A 17,792-nucleotide genomic window follows, 5' to 3' on the forward strand; every position below is an offset into this window, starting at 1 on the left:
TTGGTAGCGGTTCAACGTTTCGCGGACAGCGGCCCCATGATCTGCTTCAGCGAATCGGGACGAGGAGCACCGTGCTGTTGTTGCAGGCGTCCCTCGTCGTCCAGGTAGTAAATTGCCGGCGTTGCCGAGGCCCCCATTTCACCCATCAATGTCAGGTTCGCCTCGAGCTGTTCGTTTACCTTAGGCGAAATCCTTTCGACCGGCTCCAGTTTACTTGCCTTGCCTGCCGCCTCATGGGCGTTGAGGGCCGCCTGGGGATCCTTCGCAACCAGCAATGCCGCGGCTTTTCCTGCGCTGTCCGCACGCAACATGCCGACCATTACATGACGAAGCTGAACATCGCCGGCGTCGACCCAGGGCCGTGCCTGTTTCCAGAACATGTTGCAGAACGGGCAGTTCGGATCGGAAAACATGTAGACGGTCCGCGGCGCCTCAGCTGCGCCGTCCTGAATCCAGGTACTGCTTTCGAGCCCTTGCCACATTTCCTTGCCCAGGGGTTCGTACACCAGTTTTTCAAGCGGGGCGCGTGTCAGGTCTTCGCCACTTGCATCAAGCAAACTGCCGATCAGAACGTGATCACCGTCCGGCGTCAGGTACAGCGCCATGCCCTCTCCGTTATAGCGCGCGGCGTAGCCTTGTAAACCGCCAGGTGCATCAAAGCTGCCGACAACTTTGGCACCGCGGGCTTCAATCGCCTGGATTGCGGGTGGCAGGGTTTGCGCCAGCGCTAGCGGCGCTGGCAGCAAAGCAATGGAGGAAAAGAACAGGGAAATCGGTCGCACAAGATTCATGGCGGAGTATTTACCTCTAGTTGTTCAAGGGCGCGTGCCAGACTGGCGCGCGACAGTTCACCGAGGTGGCTGCCAACCTGGCGCCCCTCGGCATCGTAAAAAAGCGTGGTCGGCAATGCCGAAGATCCGATGCGCTGGCCAAGCCGTCCGCCAGTGTCGAGCAGTACGTTTTCCAGGCCGAGCCCTTCGGCGCGGAGGAAGTCAGCGATGAGCCGCTCGCCCTCGCCCTGGTTGACGAAGAGGAAGGTCACGTCGGATTCATTGCGCTGCGCTTCGGCCAGTACCGGCATTTCTCGCCGACACGGCGGGCACCAGGTAGCCCACAGGTTGACGACCAGGGGTTTTCCGACGAAGTCCTGCAAGGCCACCGGCTTGCCCTGGTTATCCCGCAGGCCCATCTCGGGGAGGCGCGTGCCCTGCTCGAAAGCATGGAGTGCAAAGGTAGCGAACCCCCAGCTCAGCACCCCCACCGCCACGGCCCAGCCAAGCGGTTTGCGCAAGGTTCCCTCGCGCCAGGCGAGCCATGCGCCGAGAAGCACAGCGGCCAGCACGCCGGGCCAGGCTATGAAACCGCCGTCGCGGATATCGATCACGCGCCAGGGCTCGTCACGAAAATGCTCGAAGTACACCAGCACGAAGGCCAGGCGAGCGACCAGCAATGCCACCAGCAGCAACCTGAACAGCTGCTGCTCGGGATTGCGCTCGCTGCGCCGTCCGACCCACCAGCCGGTCAGCACCGCCAAAAACAGGCTCACCAGCAGCACCACATGCGGCACGGCCAGTGCCAGGGGACCGGCATTGATCGTCAACATCAGCCTCGCTCCATGGTTTCGTTCCACTTGCTGAGGAATTGGGCGGCGTCGACCTCACCGGTGATGCGCTGCGAGCGGCGCTCGACGCCGTCCGGGCCGATCAGCAGCAGCGTCGGCGGCCCCATGACTTGGTAGCGGTTCAGCAGCGCTCGACTGGCCGCGTTGGTTTTCGTCACGTCGGGGCGCAGCACACGCACGTCCTTGAGCGAAGCTTGCACCTGCGCGTCGCCGAAAACCTCTTCTTCCATGACCTTGCAGGACACGCACCAGTCTGCGTAATAGTCGACCAGCACCCATTGCCCCGCCGCTTTGGCTGCTGCGAGTTCACGATCAAGCACGGCGGGCTCACTGAAACCGACGAAACCATGCGCAGCCTCGACCGTAGCCGCCGAAGCGACGCCGCCGGTGAAGACCTCAAGCGGCCGGATCGGATCCTGTGCACCACCCGCCGCTCCCAACACCAGGGCCACAGCCCTTAGACCGGATAACGCCGCGACGGACCTGCTCAACGCCTGATGCCGCTTGAGTTGACCCGACAGTTGCAGCAACACGCTCGCGACTACCAGCAAAAGCGCGCCCCACAACCCGACCCATAGCGGATCCGGCAACAACGGGCGGAGCACATAGAGCGCCGCGACCAGAAAGAGAAAACCGAACACGACTTTGACGCGATCCATCCAGGCACCCGGCTTTGGCAGGAAGCGATTGCCCAGCGTCACCAGCAACAGCAACGGCGTGCCTATTCCCAGGCCCAGGGCGAACAGCACCAGGCCGCCGTGCACGGCGTTGCCGCTTTGTGCGATGTACAGCAACGCCGCCGCCAGAGGCGCGGTCATGCAAGGCCCGACCAGCAATCCCGACAACACGCCCAGGGCACTGGCCCCCGCCAGGCTGCCACCCTTGCGTTTGCGACCGGCATGCTCCAGCCGGTCACGCAGGCCCGCGGGCAATTGCAGCTCGAAGAAACCGAACATCGGCAAGGAGAGCAGAACGAACAGGCCGGCAAAACTCCCGATCAACCAGGGCTGCATCAACCATCCCTGCAGATTCTCCCCGAGCAGCGCGGCCACGACGCCAAGTGCGGCATAAACCAGCGCCATGCTGACCACATACGCAGCAGCGAGGGCCAAACCGCGACGCGGGCTGGCTTGGCTGCCCACCACGATACCGGCCAGGATCGGCAACATGGGCAGTGAGCAAGGCGCAAAGGCCAGCAGCAAGCCAAGCCCAAAGAAGATCAGCAGACTCCAGCCAAGCGCCTGCTGCTGCAGACCGCCCGCCAAGGCCTGATCATCGGCCTGTGCGGATTCTGACGGGCCCGCGCCGGCTTGGCCCAGATCTACCGTGCGCGTCTGCGGCGGGTAGCAGAGGCCTGCATCGGCGCAGCCCTGCCATCCCAGCTCGAGCGTCCCTACATCCGCATCCGGGATGACCACTTCCAGGCTGCCGCGATAGATCTGCGAGTCCCCAAAATAGTCGTCGTGATAAGGCTGGCCGGAGGGCAATAGCGGCTCGCTACCCGCCGGCAGCCCAACGAATCGCAGCCGCTCCTGATAGAGGTAATAACCCGGTGCGATATCCCAACTCAGCACTGCTGCGCCAGTGTCGAGTCGTTCGACCTGCAGGCTGAACGCCTGGTCCACCGGCAAAAACTCCTCCTGCTTCTGACCCGGCGTGAACGGCGAGGCGGTTGCCAGCTGAACCAGCCAGAGGCAACAGGCCATAAAAAGAATAATCGCTCGCATGCGCTACACCCTGTAAACAGATACGGGGTGAGCATGGCGGCCCGGGATTAAGAGGCCATTAACGAAGGCTATGTCTGAGTTAACTGTTGCAGTGGCCTAAACTGAATCGTGACATCTCCGAGTGCGAGGGATTGATCATGAAGGCGATTCAGTTTTCACGGTGGATAGCACAGCTCTCCACCCTCAACCCAAAGCAGCGCGATCAGTTGAGAACTAGCCTTTCGCGGGCTAGCGGGCTCCCGCCGGACGCAATCAAAGCCCCCAGTCACTGCCCACATTGTCAGTCCAGAGAGCTGCGCCCATGGGGCGCCAGTAGTGACTTGCCTCGGTACCGCTGCAAGGCTTGCGGCAAAACCAGTAATGCCCTGACGGGCACTCCTATGGCGCGATTGCGAAAGCGCCATCTTTGGCAAGACTATGCAGAAGCACTGATCCAGAGCCTGAGCGTACGCAAGGCCGCAATCCATTGCGGCGTCAGCAAGAACACGGCTTTCTTGTGGCGGCACAGGTTTCTTTCTCGGATTGCCGGTCACCAAGCCCAGCATGCATCTGGCATTGTCGAAGCGGATGAAACCTTCTTCCTGGAATCCTTCAAGGGCCAGCGAAAACTGCCCCGGCCACCTCGCAAACGCGGAGGAAGTGCCAAACGACGCGGGTTGTCTGCCGAACAGATCCCGGTGTTGGTGGTGAGAGATCGCAGTGGTCAACAGGCTGACTTCAAGCTTGAAAAACTCGATGCGGTTCACGTCGGGGAACAGCTACGCCCCCTGGTTGATGTGGACGCGATTCTTTGTACCGACAGTGCAGGTGTCTATGCCCACTTTGCCAAAGCAGCAGGCATTACTCATCGACCGATAAACCCGAGCCAGAAGCGCCGGGTTGATGGGGCTTTCCACATCCAGAACGTGAACGCCTACGATAGCCGGCTCAAGAGCTGGATGATTCCTTTTCATGGTGTGGCCACCAAGTACCTAACGAACTATCTGGGCTGGCGGCGCCTGCTTGAGCGCTACAACGCGCAGATCAACCCATTGATTTGCTTGGGGGAGTCGCTGGGGTATACGGACGTGCAACAGTTAACTCAGACATAGCCTTAACGAATCGCCAGGCGCTGGGTAACGGCCAGCTGCGGGCATGCACTGAACCTGGCAAAGCGATGGCCGCCGCCGATATGGACGAAGTCGGCGTACCATCCATAATGCTCCGTTAATCCTGGCGGACGACACTTAGCGGCGTATTCACGCGATCCCAACCCATGCATGTACTACTGACAGAAGACAACGCGCTCATCGCGAGCGGCATAGTCGCTGGGCTCGAAGCCCAGGGATTCACCGTGGCCCATGCCGCCACGGCTGCACAGGCCGACGCGCTGCTGCGCGCCGCCCGCTTCGATCTGATGATTCTCGACCTGGGCTTGCCCGACGAGGATGGCCTGCATTTCCTTCACCGTCTGCGCCGTCGCGGGCTCGAGCTACCGGTGCTGATTCTGACCGCTCGAGATGCGGTGGCCGAACGCGTCTCGGGACTCCAGGCGGGCGCCGACGACTATCTGGTCAAACCATTCGATCTGCGTGAACTGGCTGCCCGCCTGCACGCCCTACTGCGCCGGGCCGCCGGGCGAGCGACCCATCTTATCGAGCACGGGCCGCTCACCTATGACCCTGCCGCCTGCGCGGCCTTCATGGCAGGTGAACCGATCGACCTGTCCCGCCGCGAACAGGCGTTGCTGCAGGCGCTTCTGCAGCATCCCGGTCGCGTACTTTCAGCCGAGCAGCTGAAAGATGCGGTGTACGGACTGGGCGACGACGTCGAAAGCAACGCACTCAATGTTCATATCCATCACCTTCGCCGCAAGCTTGGCAATGGCATCGTCGAAACGGTGAGGGGCCTCGGCTATCGCCTGGGTGTCGCCGCAGCGGCGACGGACCCGATGGGGGATGCCGACTCATGAGTTTGCGCCTTCGTCTGACGCTCACGCTCGGTTCTGCCTTCGTGCTGCTCTGGGCGCTGGCGGCGACCTGGATGCTGTTCGACGTGCGTAACCAGCTCATGCTGACACTCGACCAGCGCCTTGCAGCATCGGCCCGGATGGTCGCCGGCCTGCTGATTCAACTCCCGCAACCACAGCTGGGCGAAGGCGGCGTGACTCGCTTGAGTGCAGAGCAGCTCGGCATCCAGAATGGCCTCGCCTGCCAGGTCAGCTCCTTGCGCGGCGAGGTTTTGGCGCGCAGCCACGCGGCGCCGGACAGCGCTCTCGATGCCCAGCGCACTGGTTTTCACGATCAACTGATCGGCGGCACGGCCTGGCGAAGCTTTACCCTGATTCAGCACGGGATGCGCATCACCACGGCCGATCGCCTCGATGAACGCGACGCGCTGAAGCGCTCGGTGCTACTGGCCGCGGCGCTGCCGGTATTGGTTGCCCTGCTGGGAAGCCTGATCGTGCTCTGGATCGGCATCGGCAACGGCCTATCGCCGCTCAGGCGAATCCGCAACGCCCTCGCGCAACGTAGCGCCGACTCGGTCGAGCCGCTGCACATCGAGCGCTTGCCAGCGGAACTGGCGCCGCTGCTCGAAGCGCAAAATCAGCTGTTCGCACGGATCGGGCAGATGCTCGAGCGCGAACGGCGACTGACCGATGACGCCGCACATGAATTACGCAGCCCGCTGACGGCAATCAAGACTCACCTGCAGGTCGCGGCCATGACCGCGGGTGACACCGCCAAACGTGCCCTGGCCCAGGCGGAAATCGGCACCGATCGCCTGCATCGCACGCTGGAACAGTTGCTCCTGCTCGCGCGCGTGGAAGGCCGGGTTTCCTTCGATGACGGCCTTCGCTGCAGCGCACTCGAAGTGGCGCAACTGGCGATTACCGACGCCAGCCAGCAGGCCGGCCCACCTGTCGAGTTGCACGCGACTGACAACGTGTCTCGCAGCGTTCTGGCGATGCCACCTCTATTGGCTATTGCAGCCCTGCGCAACCTCCTGGACAACGCTCGTCGCCATACGCGGGACGGCACAGTCGTTTGCCTGACGCTGGAGCAACTGGGCGAAAGCAAGATCCGCTTCACCGTGCAGGATCAGGGGCCGGGCATTGCGCCCGAACTGGTCGAGCGCTTCACCGAACGTTTCTGGCGAAGCAGCCAAGGCGATGGCAGTGGGCTGGGACTGTCCATCGTCAAGGCGATCGCAGAGCGCTGTGACTGCGAGCTCAAGTTCGTGTCCCATGATGATGGCCTGCGAGTCGAGTTCGTCGTCGGCTTGCAGCCTGGAGATGTGGAGCAGTGATCGGCCGAAAGCCTGAACGACCAGCAGCACACATCGTCCGAATAAATATTGGGCAACCCCGCCCTGCCTTTTCATAGAGGTGGCGATACATTGGGGCTCGGTCAGGTACGGAGGCAGATCATGCATTCGCCTAGGCATACACCCGAACACATTTCGCTGTTGCTGTTCGATGCGCAGCATAGCAACAAGCCATTCGCCCTGTTCATCGGCGACACGCTGTTCAACCTCGCTGTCGGGACCCCGATTTGCTTGGCGAGGGCAGCGAGCGAAAACTGGTCGGCGAGTTGTTCCACTCCCTCTTTGATCGTTACCTGCCGCTTGGCGACCGGATGGACATCTATCCCTGCCATGGCGCTGGCTCAGCGTGTGGAAAGTCGATCGGTGACCGGCGTCACTCAACCCTTGGCAACAAGCGGCTCTTCAACCCTGCTCCAAGAGAACTGATCATACTGTCCCGGGGGATCACCAGTGCGGCGTGTGTCCGCCTGACCTGACGGCAAACGTTCGCCATTACTGCGAACAGGTTGAACACCGTCCGCTGGGTTGAGCCAACGTCAGCCTTGGGTCGACTGCTGCCGGTCACGGATGACCGCTCCTGGCCGGCTCCTACCTGTCGCGACCATCCGGCTTGAGTCAACCGCTGTCGGTCACTGCTCGCTGTTTGGGATCGATGGCAGCACTTCATGACGAGCATTGCCTCACTGAAGTCTCACGGAAGTTCGTTGATCAACACGAACTTCTGTCCCCCCCCCTCTCTCCGGCAACACTTAACCTAGCAGGGCTGCATTTTTCACTCGGCGTGAGTAAAAAAATGCCGGCCTGCTGGTGTATGTATTTCCTGCTGCACCATGGCAATAGGCCTGCCAACGTGGCCCCCATCATCAAAGGGGGCCTCACGGTACATGATCAGGCAGTTGACCACTCTCTCGCTGCTCGCGCTCGTCGCCAGCTGCACCACCCAGAAAGTTGAACAGCCCAAACCGGCTTTCGACAGCAGCCGCAACCCTGATCTGCTCGCTCCCGACCTGTACCCCAATGGTGCGGTCGCCGAGAAAGAGCCAGTCGTGCGATACGGCCGCTACACGCTCGTCAATACCCAGCCAGGCGCTGGCCAGCGTGACTTGATGGCGCAGATCATCGACGTGACGATCCCGGCGAACATGCATCCGAATGTCCGTGATGCGATGCAGTATGTCGTCGACCGCTCGGGCTACTCGCTCTGCCCAACTGACAGCGGGCACGTCAATATCCTGTACACCCGGCCCCTACCGGCCGCCCAGTACAAGCTCGGTCCCATGACCCTGCGTAACACCCTGCAGGTGCTGTCGGGTCCCGCCTGGCAGGTGAAGGTGGACGAGGTCAACCGCCAGGTGTGCTTCGTGCTGCGCCCGGGCTATCAGTTGCCCGATCCACCGCAACCATCGACCACGCTCTACGCTAAGCAGAACGCCACACTGTCGACGCCGGCGTCCGGCAACAGCACTTCTGGCGACTCCAGCTCCAATAGCGGCGTTATCGTTTCAACGGTAACGACACCTCCCGCCATTAACGCTGCATCCACTGCGACTCCCCCGAAGGCCTCCAGCAGTCCCACGCAGCACCCTGTGCTCTCCCCAGTGGCACCCGCCAAGGATGGCCCTATTGCCACGGCCACCTCTTCCCCGGCGCCAGGCCAGGCCAAGGGCCCTGGCGGCGTGGACGTCGCTTCCAAGCCAAGCACCGCCAGCACGCCGGTCGCCGTTGCCGGTCTGTCGACCAAGACCGCTGCGCCCCCTACCCCGGCTCCGCGGCCGCTGCCTCAGATATGGATGGCCGCCTCTGGTTCAACGCTTCGCGACTCCGTGGAGGACTGGGCCAAACGCGCTAACTGGACGGTTATCTGGCGAGCGGTCGGGTTGGACTACCCAATAGAGGCGCCCCTGCACTTCGAGGGCTCTTTCCCTGAAGCCATCAGCCAGGTCTTCCCGCTGTACGACAGGGCGCCGCGTCCGTTCTACGTCAACATTTCGCCTCCCTCCCAGCGGCTGATCGAGGTCGTCGAGAAAAAATGATGATCAAGCCCAACCTGAAATCCATCACCGCCCTCACCCTGTTAGCACTCGTCATTTCCGGCTGCGGGATCCAGCGCGTCAACGAGTCGATGCAGCGCAGCGAGGCGGCCGCCGACTCTGCCAGCGCCATTGCGGCAACCCTGCGCAACAACCAGGTGGAACCGAAGCGCGATACCGTCGTTTTCTCCGACAGGCCCTGGGTCAGTACCCAACCGATCGTTTCGAAGCGCGGGCTGACTAAGCACCAGGACTGCACCTTCATCTGGAAGCCGGTTGGCAGCGTCTCCCTTCAGCAGGCGGCGCAGGAGGTAATCAGCCAATGCAAGCTGAACGTGCAAATCACGCCTGATGCGCTCAACCCCGCGGGGTCGATCTCGGCGCCGACCGTGACCAGCAGCTCCCCGCCCACCACCCCGTCCAACCAGGATATGGCAAGCATGCTGTTCCCAAGCTCCGTGGCCGGTGCCGGAGGATCGCTGGGCAATAACTTTGGCTCATTCGGCGGGCTCGGGGCCGGCGGTTCGCGCCTGATCTCCAACATCAGTTGGAACGACAAGGTCTCGGGCTTCCTCGATTTGATCACCTCGCGCAGCGGGGTCTCCTGGCGATTCGATCCTGCTGAGAAGGCGGTCGTCATCTACTACCTCGACACCAAGACCTTCCGGGTCTACGCCTTCGACGACACGACCCATGTCGACTCCACCGTCCGCTCCGGCATGACCGCATCCACCGGGGCCAGCGGAGACGGCTCCTCCGGCGGAGGTGGCGGCGGTTCATCAGGCATCAGTGGTGACTCTGGCAGCACTCAGGCCACCAGCGTCTCCCTCAAGACCTCGATCCTGAATGACATTGAGGGCAGCGTTAAATCGATGCTCACGCCAGGTGTCGGTCGTATGGCGCTGTCCCGTGCCACCGGCACCCTGACCGTCACCGACCGACCGGACGTGCTGCGCAGGGTCGAGCTGGCCATCAACCATGAAAACGACAGCATCACCAAGCAGGTGATCCTCAACGTCAAAGTCGTCACGGTGGAGCTCACGGATCGCGACCAAATCGGCATCGATTGGGATCTTGTCTACAGGTCGCTGAGCAACAAGTGGGGCATTTCACTCAAGAACACTACGCCCGGAATCGACCCGAGTGCGGTCTCAGGTTCGGTCAGCATCTTGGACACGGCGAACAGTGCATGGGCAGGCTCCAACGCGATGCTCCAGGCGCTGTCGCAGCAGAGCCGCATCCTGAGCGTGCGTTCCCCCTCGGTCACGACACTCAACCTGCAGTCAGCGCCGATCCAGATTGGCAGGCTCAAGAGCTATCTCGCCTCCAGCCAGGTCAGCAGCGTGGCGCAAGTGGGAACTACCACTTCCCTGATCCCAGGCACTGTGACCAGCGGCTACAACATGTCGCTGATCCCCTTCGTCATGCCGGACAGCGAGCTGCTGCTGAAGATCAACATCAACATGTCCTCTGAGCCGACATTCGAGACGGTCACTAGCGGCGAGTCCAGAGCTCAATTTCCCAGCTTCGGCGTGCAGATCTTCGACCAGAAGGTGAGGCTGCGTAGTGGCGAAACCCTGGTACTCAGCGGCTTCGAGCAAGACACGGAGGACAGCAGCAAGCTCGGTACCGGCGATTCCGATTTCTTCGGCCTGGGCGGCGGGCGCATGCGTAATACCGGACGAAACGTCATCGTGGTTCTGATTACGCCGGTGGTGATGGGCTGACCATGGAAAATGACATCACCCGCCCCGACCCAGCATCCTGGGTCCGCGTCCTGACCTATAACGGCCGCAAGTTCGTGACCGGCCTTTATTGGCATCCACTGAGCACTCCCCGGCAGTTCATGAAGGAGGCGCGTGCCTACGGCAAGGAGCACGGGCTGGATATCGTGGCCATCCGAGAGGCACCCACCAAGATTCAGGCGGGCTTCGTCGCCAAGAAATTGGGCGCGGTCAAGGGCATGTACTCGATGGCCACGGCGCTGGCCGGCCAGTTCGATGCGGACTTCGTGGCCTGCTGGAAGATCGACGAGGACCTATACGCCATCGCCGGCACCGCCGAGGGGGCAATCATTCCCGGCGGGGATCTGGTCACGACGTTCGCCGATGCGAAACAACGCATCACCGTCCTGCAGAACCGCGGCCTGCTGAAGAACGCCCAGCTCTTCGTGCCGGAGGGATTCGGCTTCGACGTCAGGCCTTTTGACATCGAGGAACTGCTCGCCCCCAAGCGCTTGCGCAATGGGTACAAATTACGTCAACTCACATTCGGCCTGTCGCGCAAGGAGCTGGTCACCGTCGGAGTCTGCACCGGACTGCTCATCGGCGCCGGCATGGGCTTCCATCTGTGGCAGTCCCACCAGGAGGAGCTTGCTCGGCAAGCGGCTCTCGAAGCCGAGCGGCAACGCCTGGCTGAGCTGGCGGCCAAGAACGCTCAGGCCAAGTCTCCGCTGGATCTCGCCGCCCTGGAACATCCATGGGCCTCGCTGCCGGACACCCAAGACCTGGTGAAGGCCTGCAGCAAGGCCGAACGGGTATTGCCGCTGTCGATCACCGGCTGGCAGTTCGAGTCGGCCACGTGCGATGGCCTGGCGTTGGCCGCCACCTACCAGCGGGCTGGGACCAGCACCGCCAAGCAATTCACCGAAGCGTCTGCCTTGTTGTTCGAAGAGGCCCCTGCCTTCCTGATCGACGACGGTAATACGGTCGGCGTGCGCGTCCCGCTCAAGGTGGCTATTGGCAGCAACGAGGAGTTGCCCTCGCAGGACCAGGTCCTGCAGGCGGTGACCAGCTACTTCTACCAGCAAGGCATCGCACCGCGGCTAGCCCCCGCCCAGGCCGAGCCGATCCAGCAACTGCCGGGTAACGACCAGCCAGCCATAACAGTCACTCCGCCCTGGACGAAGTTCACCTTCCATGCGGAATCGACGCTGCCGCCGGTGCTCTCACTGGAAGACCTGCCGGGCATAGGCGTGCGCACCACGCTCATCGAAACCACCCTCAAGAACAGCCAGCTCGCCTGGTCTGTAGCAGGAGAGATTTATGCGAAGCCTCAATGATGCGCTGTTGTCCCTGTCGCTGTTTCTGCTGGCCAACCTGACAGGGCTCGCGCTTCCGGTCCATGCCTCCTCGACAGTGGGCGAGCTGTCGGACGTCCAGGCCGAAACCGTCTTGGCCGAGGCCAAGGTTCGCCTCGAGGAAGCCAGATCCAAGCTACAGGGGCGCAACGTCACCCTGGAGCAGGGAATGACGATCAGTTCTACCCTGCCGCCGGCGGAGATGTCGTTGCCTGCACCGGTGGTTAGGACCATCTACGGCTCTGGCGGCAAGATGACGGCCTCCTTCTTGTTCGCTGGCGGTTATGAAGCCGATGCGGGCCAAGGCCAGGATCTGCCTGGGGGGTACCGCGTGGAGTCGATCAGCCTGGACAAGGTGCTGCTGAGCAAGGACGGCAAGCGCTTCCCCGTCGGCTTCTCCAACACGGCCCCCACCGTTGAGTCGACTCCACAAGGACTGGCCATGCCCATCGCGCCGGCTCTACCTGGCGCGGTGCCCGGCCAGATGCCCCCGTCCACCTACGATCGCTGAGGACCCGTCATGTCCAGCCTGTCGGTTGCAAACAAGGCACTTATGCTCCCCCCGCGCGTCTTGAGCGCGCCTGGCGAACACTGGGAGCTGCCAAAAGAACAGCGCGAGATCATGGCGCTCACCGAAGACGGCACGCTCTTCGTGTCGGGCAGTCACCAGAACGACCTGCACGTCATGGCGTTCTGCGACCGACTTGAGCGCTCCAACTTCCATTACCAGGTGGAGCTGGCCGACCTCGACAACATCAACCGTATCTACAAGGCGGGGATCGTCCAGGGCGGTGAAACCATCGTCGGCGACGGTGAGCGGGTCACGCACAACCAGGCCGAGGTCATCAAGATCATCCGCCAAGCCTGCGAGCAGCGAGCGAGTGACATCCATTTCATCGTCGCCCATGACGGCAAGAGCAAGATCCGCTTCCGCATAGATAGCCTGCTGAACACCTTCACCCGACCGCGTTTCCAGCAGATCCAGCCGCTGTGCTCGACCATCTACCAGTCCATGTGCGACGTAGCGGAATCCTTGTTCCAGCCCCACCTCAGTCAGGACGCCCGCGTCAGCAAGGCCTTCGTGGACCAGTTGGGGCTGTATGGCGCGCGGGTGTCGACCCGGCCCCGGGCCGACGGTTTCATCATGGTGCTGCGCCTGCTCTACAACGACGCCAGCCTGAACAGCCTGGAGGATCTGGGCTACCTGCCAGAGCAGACCAAGCTGCTGCAGCGCATGATGCGGCTGCCCTATGGCATCAACATCCTCTCCGGCCCCACCGGCTCCGGCAAATCCATGACCCTGAAGGTCGTGCTGACCCTGCTGGACCAGATGATGGGAGGGACCAAACACATTTTGACCGTCGAGGATCCCCCCGAATACAACATCGACGGCGACGGGGTGAACCAGACGCCTCTGGTCTATGACGTAACCGATCCGCAGGCTGAGACCCAGGCCTGGGCGGCGGCGATCAGCAACAGCATGCGCCTGGACCCTGACTATCTGATGTACGGTGAGATCCGTGACCTGTTCGCGGCCATTGCCGCAATGCGCGGCGCCATGACCGGCCATGGTGTCTGGTCGACCCTGCACACCAACACCGCCATCGGCATCCTGCAGCGCTTGCTCGACCTAGGCGTCGATCCGACCCTGCTGTACGACCCTGCGCTGCTCACCGGCATGATCAACCAGAGCCTACTGCCCAAGCTGTGCCAACACTGCAAGCAGCGCTTCGTCGATCGCCGCCAGCATCTGGACCAGAACCTGGTCGAGCGCATCGACAAATCCTGCACTGCCGAGACGGTCTACGTGCGCGGCCCGGGCTGCGATCACTGCCGGCAGACCGGCTTCTCCGGGCGCTCTGTCGTTGCCGAAGTACTCATGCCCAACCTGCGGTTCATGCGCGTGTTCCGCGAGCGAGGCCCCGCCGAAGCCCGAAATTACTGGGTACAGCACATGGCGGGCATCACCAAGCACGCGCATGCCATTCGCCGCATCAACGAGGGCCTCTACGACCCGGCTGCGGCGGAGATCATCATCGGCCCGCTGGACATGGACCTGTACGTCCTCGACCCAGAGGAGGCAGCCTGATGCTCGCCGAGTTCTTGAGCGACATCCAAGAGCGCTGGTACAGCACCCAGTTCGGCGCCAAAGAGCGCCTGCAGTTCTACGAAAGCGCCTCGACCCTGCTGGAGAACGGCGTCCAGCTCAAGGACGCCGTGCGGGAGGTTCATGGCATCTACAGCGACGGTGGCAAGCAGAAGCACCATCCCATCGCCCTGGCCAGCCGTGAGGCCTTTATGGGCGTCTCCAACGGCAAGGTACTGGCCGACGCCATGGCGGCCTGGCTGCCCTCACAGGAGCGCGCCCTCATCGATGCCGGCCAGGAAAGCGGCGACCTCATCAGTGCACTGAACGACTGCGTGCGCCTCATCGAGGCGCGCGGCAAGATCTTGTCGTCGGTTGCCCAGGCAACCTTCTATCCGGGCATGCTGTGGGCCTTGCTGATCTACCTGCTGGGCGTCATCTCCTACAAGATGGTGCCTAACATGGCGCGCATGTCCGATCCCAAGACCTGGACGGGAACCGCCGCGGCGCTCTATGACATCGCCACGTTCGTGACTGACGAAGGCATTTATGCCTTGGGCGGCTGCATCGCCTTGCTAATCCTGATCTTCGCCACACTGCCCTACTACACCGGGCGCGGGCGAGTATTCCTCGATCGCCTACCGCCCTGGTCCATCTATCGGACGCTACAAGGCACGACCTTCCTGCTGAACGTCGCGGTCATGCTTCGTGCGGGCATCAAGCCCTACGACAGCCTGCAGAGGCTCAGCCGCACCGCCAATCCCTGGCTCAAGCAACGCATCGAGGCCACTCGCTATGGCGTCGGCCTGGGCCAGAACTTTGGCCAAGCCCTGAAGAACGCCGGACACGAGTTTCCGGACAAGCAGGCCATCCAGTTCCTCAGTGTACTAGCCAGCCGCAAAGGCTTCGCCGAAGCCGCCCTGCGCTTCAGCGACCGCTGGCTCAATACCAGCCTTAAACAGGTCGACGCCGCCGCCGGCCTGATCCGCGGCCTGTCTCTCCTGCTCGTCGGCGCCATGATGATCCTGGTCCTGCTCGGGACCTACGAGATGGAAGCCATCGTCCGCGCCGGCATTGCGCAATGAACCCCAAGCCCAAAGAGGATCCACAGATGCAAACCGCAGAGAAACGCCTGCACCACCAACAAGGCTTCGTCTCCATCGAAGCAGTCATCGTCCTGATCATCGTCGCCATCGGCATCGGCCTGGCGGTATCCCGCGGCGCCGGCCTGTTCGGCTCATCCAACATCAGCGAAGAGCAGGGCAACATCGCCGCCCTGACCACCAACACCAGGGCGTTGAAAGGCTCGAATGGCTATGGCACCAGTGGCACCAACTTGGTCACCAGCCTCATCGCGGTAAACGGTGTGCCGAAGAATATGAGTGTCGTCTCGGGCGTGCTCTACAACGTGTACGGTGGATCCGTGACCGTCACCTCGACCGGCATGGGCTTTGCGATTACCAGCTCGGCTCTGCCCAAGGATGCCTGTATCGCTCTGGCCACTCGTGTCGCCAAAAACCAATACGAGCAAACCAAGATCAACAGCGGTACCGCCACCACTGCAGAGGTGACGACTGCGGCGGCCACCACCAGCTGCAGCGGAACCACCAACACCATCACCTGGACCGTCAATTCGTGAGTTTGATCACCGATGCGGAATTCGTCGACCTGTACCTGGGCGACGACTTCGCGGACGTGAAGGGCTTGAAAGGCGCCGGCACCTCAAGGGTGCCAGTGCCGGAGGCTTGGGCCGCTGAAATCGAGGAGTTTCGCCAACGCTGCCAGGCGGTCTACCAGGAGCGTCAGGACCCCGAGTTCGCCCTTTCGGTCGAGGGCACCATCTTGCGGGTCACCCAGTTCAACGATGCGTTCAGCGGCAGTGTCTATGTCTTGCGTAAGTCCAATGCGCAAATCCGCGACTTCAACATGCTCGGCTTCCCCCGCGAAGTGGCCGAGGCATTGCTCGACCCAGGCCTGCGCGGCCTGGTGCTGATCTGCGGCGATATGGGTACTGGCAAAACATCTACGGCGGCATCGCTGATCGTCGAACGACTGACCCGCCACGGCGGCATTGCGTTCGCGGTTGAAGATCCAACGGAAACCAACCTGAACGGTCAGCACGGACTGGGCCGCTGCATCCAGGTGCAGACCTCACGGCGATCTGGCGGTTACTCGGAAGCCTTGACCAGAACGCTCCGCACCGGCGCCGATCTGGTGCTGATCGGCGAGATCCGAGACGAGGACACCGCCTACCAGGCCTGCAAGGCCTCGCTGAACGGCCACCTGGTCATCGCCACCATGCACAGCAAATCCGGGCCACAAGCCATCGAGAAGCTGGTCACGCTCGCTAAGCCCTTGGCTGGCAACGCCTACGAAGTAGCGGCCGAAGGCCTGCAGGCAGTGATCTGCCAGTCCTTGGATACAAACGGGATCACACGCCACCTGGTGGCAGAGCCGCTACTGCTGACCGGCGCCGACGCCCCCTCGATACGCAACAAGATCCGCCGGCAGGAAATCCACCTGGTCGAAGACGATACCACCCGCCAGAAGCAGGCCAGTCTATGGGGATAACCATGAAAAAACGGAGCAGCGGTTTCATTAGCGTCGAGTTGCTGATCGCCTTGGCCGTCATCGCGATCGCAGTCGTCAAAGGCACGCAGTTGTACATGCAGCACCTGGATGGACTGAACCAGCAGATGGCTGCGCAGCAGCAGATCAAGGTCGCTGAGGCAGGCAGCAAATACATCAAGGACAATTTCGCCGCTGTACTCGCCGCGGCAGGGGTGACCACTCCGGCAGTCATCACTGTCGCGATGCTGAAGAACACAAAGTACCTGCCGGCAGGGTTCAGTGAACAGAACATCTACGGCCAGGATTACCGAATCCTGGCCCGCAAACCCCAGGCCAACCAGTTGGAGACCCTGATTATCACCACTGGAGGATCTGCAGCCGGAGAGATCGACATCCGTCGCGCCGCTCAGATCATCGGCGCCCAGGGCGGCTACATCTCATCCACCAACACAGCTGTGGCCCAGGGCGCGGCCTGGCAGGTGCCGCTGAGCAACTACGGCGTGTCCCCAGGCGCGGGACGGCTCGCAACTGCTCTGTTCTTTCAGGACGGGGCTATCGCAAACGACTACCTGTATCGCAACGCCGTGCCTGGCAGACCGGAACTCAACCGGATGAACACCGCCCTCAACATGGGGGGGAACAACATCGAGGCGGCTGGCACAGTCAACGCCATTGGCGATGTGAACGCGCAGAACGTGAACGCCCGTGGTCAAGTAAATGCCCAAGGCAACATCACTGCTCAGAATGCTGACATCCGCGGCGAGACCTACACCAACGGCTGGTTCAGAACCCGGGGTAACAGTGGCTGGTACAGCGAAAAATGGGGTGGCGGGTGGTACATGAGCGACAGCACCTGGGTCCGCTCCTGGATGAACAAGAGCATCTACACCGGAGGCCAAGTACGCGGTGGAGAGGTTCGATCAGATGGCCGGACCTACGTGGGTGAATACCTACAACTCGGTGGAGTCGCCACAGAGGGCGCGGGCTGCGCACCGAACGGTCTGATCGGCCGGAACGCGGCTGGCCTCACGCTATCTTGCCAATCCGGGGTGTGGCGAGCTCCAGCGAGTGACCGATGGGGCGGTTCATTTTGGACTGGAACACAATTCGCGAATGGATGCGGCACTGTTAATCCATATACAGGCGCGTGCAGTTGTCCTGCTGGTTACGTTCCTAATCAACAATTCGCAATAGCTGTATTCGGATGCCAGCCATGCAGGTCATACAGTTGTTACAAGCCTTGATTGCCAATCCGGTCTCTGGGGTAATGTCGGGGGGGGGGGGGGCAGAGCCAGAGAAGGCAAGCGCCGCGCCTGATTTTCAGTGGCTCCTCGTCTGTGGGTTGAAGAACGGTCTCGCTTGCGGATGCTAA

Annotated in this window: 15 protein-coding genes; 12 read left to right on the plus strand and 3 right to left on the minus strand. The window is 62.1% G+C overall.

What is annotated here, in order from left to right; genetic code table 11:
• Positions 1-11 precede the first annotated feature (11 nt).
• From dsbG to dsbD, 3 genes are read right to left on the minus strand one after another with little or no spacing between them, the layout of a single operon-like run.
• Positions 12-791 carry a thiol:disulfide interchange protein DsbG gene (gene dsbG / locus TMS3_RS19875; RefSeq protein ID WP_025167048.1) on the minus strand — a complete coding sequence of 260 codons (780 nt, stop codon included), beginning with the start codon at positions 789-791 and terminating at the stop codon, positions 12-14.
• Positions 788-1,603 carry a TlpA family protein disulfide reductase gene (locus TMS3_RS19880; RefSeq protein ID WP_025167049.1) on the minus strand — a complete coding sequence of 272 codons (816 nt, stop codon included), beginning with the start codon at positions 1,601-1,603 and terminating at the stop codon, positions 788-790. The genes dsbG and TMS3_RS19880 overlap by 4 nt, the downstream gene beginning before the upstream one ends.
• Positions 1,603-3,348 (minus strand): protein-disulfide reductase DsbD, encoded by a 1,746-nt coding sequence (dsbD, locus tag TMS3_RS19885; protein WP_025167050.1) that lies wholly within the window; start codon positions 3,346-3,348, stop codon positions 1,603-1,605. Before dsbD ends, TMS3_RS19880 begins: the two co-directional genes overlap by 1 nt.
• A 137-nt stretch (positions 3,349-3,485) precedes the next feature.
• Between dsbD and TMS3_RS19890 the strand changes: the two genes are divergently transcribed.
• The 12 genes from TMS3_RS19890 (at position 3,486) to pilV (ending at position 17,664) form a co-directional block, all read left to right on the plus strand.
• Entirely contained in the window at positions 3,486-4,439 is a 954-nt protein-coding gene (locus TMS3_RS19890) for an IS1595-like element ISPsta1 family transposase (protein ID WP_025167051.1), read from the plus strand.
• 164 nt (positions 4,440-4,603) lie between these two features.
• Entirely contained in the window at positions 4,604-5,299 is a 696-nt protein-coding gene (locus TMS3_RS19895) for a response regulator (protein ID WP_025167052.1), read from the plus strand.
• Positions 5,296-6,636, plus strand: coding sequence for a sensor histidine kinase (locus TMS3_RS19900; protein WP_025167053.1), 1,341 nt, complete (start codon positions 5,296-5,298; stop codon positions 6,634-6,636). Before TMS3_RS19895 ends, TMS3_RS19900 begins: the two co-directional genes overlap by 4 nt.
• A gap of 902 nt (positions 6,637-7,538) precedes the next feature.
• On the plus strand, positions 7,539-8,687 hold the full coding sequence (gene pilL2, locus TMS3_RS19910) for a PFGI-1 class ICE element type IV pilus protein PilL2 (RefSeq protein WP_025167055.1): 1,149 nt from the start codon (positions 7,539-7,541) through the stop codon (positions 8,685-8,687).
• Complete coding sequence (gene pilN, locus TMS3_RS19915) at positions 8,687-10,411, plus strand: PilN family type IVB pilus formation outer membrane protein (RefSeq protein ID WP_025167056.1); 1,725 nt, start codon at positions 8,687-8,689, stop codon at positions 10,409-10,411. Before pilL2 ends, pilN begins: the two co-directional genes overlap by 1 nt.
• Before the next feature lie 2 nt (positions 10,412-10,413).
• Positions 10,414-11,745: a type 4b pilus protein PilO2 gene (gene pilO2 / locus TMS3_RS19920; RefSeq protein WP_152985536.1), complete on the plus strand. Its 1,332-nt coding sequence runs from the start codon at positions 10,414-10,416 to the stop codon at positions 11,743-11,745.
• Positions 11,729-12,274, plus strand: coding sequence for a type IV pilus biogenesis protein PilP (gene pilP, locus TMS3_RS19925; protein WP_025167058.1), 546 nt, complete (start codon positions 11,729-11,731; stop codon positions 12,272-12,274). Before pilO2 ends, pilP begins: the two co-directional genes overlap by 17 nt.
• A gap of 42 nt (positions 12,275-12,316) precedes the next feature.
• On the plus strand, positions 12,317-13,852 hold the full coding sequence (locus TMS3_RS19930) for a GspE/PulE family protein (protein ID WP_029866510.1): 1,536 nt from the start codon (positions 12,317-12,319) through the stop codon (positions 13,850-13,852).
• Positions 13,852-14,934 (plus strand): type II secretion system F family protein, encoded by a 1,083-nt coding sequence (locus tag TMS3_RS19935; protein WP_025167060.1) that lies wholly within the window; start codon positions 13,852-13,854, stop codon positions 14,932-14,934. The genes TMS3_RS19930 and TMS3_RS19935 overlap by 1 nt, the downstream gene beginning before the upstream one ends.
• A gap of 26 nt (positions 14,935-14,960) precedes the next feature.
• Complete coding sequence (locus TMS3_RS19940; protein ID WP_025167061.1) at positions 14,961-15,488, plus strand: type 4 pilus major pilin; 528 nt, start codon at positions 14,961-14,963, stop codon at positions 15,486-15,488.
• Positions 15,485-16,420, plus strand: coding sequence for an ATPase, T2SS/T4P/T4SS family (locus tag TMS3_RS19945; RefSeq protein WP_025167062.1), 936 nt, complete (start codon positions 15,485-15,487; stop codon positions 16,418-16,420). The genes TMS3_RS19940 and TMS3_RS19945 overlap by 4 nt, the downstream gene beginning before the upstream one ends.
• A 2-nt stretch (positions 16,421-16,422) precedes the next feature.
• Positions 16,423-17,664 (plus strand): shufflon system plasmid conjugative transfer pilus tip adhesin PilV, encoded by a 1,242-nt coding sequence (gene pilV / locus TMS3_RS19950; RefSeq protein WP_083491808.1) that lies wholly within the window; start codon positions 16,423-16,425, stop codon positions 17,662-17,664.
• Positions 17,665-17,792: the final 128 nt, after the last annotated feature.

It is taken from the genome of Pseudomonas taeanensis MS-3 (genome assembly GCF_000498575.2).
GTDB lineage: Bacteria > Pseudomonadota > Gammaproteobacteria > Pseudomonadales > Pseudomonadaceae > Aquipseudomonas > Aquipseudomonas taeanensis.

Excerpts from the sequence above, each read along its gene's own strand:
- dsbG (WP_025167048.1), bottom strand. The coding sequence starts at position 791 with ATGAATCTTGTGCGACCGATTTCCCTGTTCTTTTCCTCCATTGCTTTG.
- TMS3_RS19880 (WP_025167049.1), bottom strand. The coding sequence starts at position 1,603 with ATGTTGACGATCAATGCCGGTCCCCTGGCACTGGCCGTGCCGCATGTG.
- dsbD (WP_025167050.1), bottom strand. The coding sequence starts at position 3,348 with ATGCGAGCGATTATTCTTTTTATGGCCTGTTGCCTCTGGCTGGTTCAG.
- TMS3_RS19890 (WP_025167051.1), top strand. The coding sequence starts at position 3,486 with ATGAAGGCGATTCAGTTTTCACGGTGGATAGCACAGCTCTCCACCCTC.
- TMS3_RS19895 (WP_025167052.1), top strand. The coding sequence starts at position 4,604 with ATGCATGTACTACTGACAGAAGACAACGCGCTCATCGCGAGCGGCATA.
- TMS3_RS19900 (WP_025167053.1), top strand. The coding sequence starts at position 5,296 with ATGAGTTTGCGCCTTCGTCTGACGCTCACGCTCGGTTCTGCCTTCGTG.
- pilL2 (WP_025167055.1), top strand. The coding sequence starts at position 7,539 with ATGATCAGGCAGTTGACCACTCTCTCGCTGCTCGCGCTCGTCGCCAGC.
- pilN (WP_025167056.1), top strand. The coding sequence starts at position 8,687 with ATGATCAAGCCCAACCTGAAATCCATCACCGCCCTCACCCTGTTAGCA.
- pilO2 (WP_152985536.1), top strand. The coding sequence starts at position 10,414 with ATGGAAAATGACATCACCCGCCCCGACCCAGCATCCTGGGTCCGCGTC.
- pilP (WP_025167058.1), top strand. The coding sequence starts at position 11,729 with ATGCGAAGCCTCAATGATGCGCTGTTGTCCCTGTCGCTGTTTCTGCTG.
- TMS3_RS19930 (WP_029866510.1), top strand. The coding sequence starts at position 12,317 with ATGCTCCCCCCGCGCGTCTTGAGCGCGCCTGGCGAACACTGGGAGCTG.
- TMS3_RS19935 (WP_025167060.1), top strand. The coding sequence starts at position 13,852 with ATGCTCGCCGAGTTCTTGAGCGACATCCAAGAGCGCTGGTACAGCACC.
- TMS3_RS19940 (WP_025167061.1), top strand. The coding sequence starts at position 14,961 with ATGCAAACCGCAGAGAAACGCCTGCACCACCAACAAGGCTTCGTCTCC.
- pilV (WP_083491808.1), top strand. The coding sequence starts at position 16,423 with ATGAAAAAACGGAGCAGCGGTTTCATTAGCGTCGAGTTGCTGATCGCC.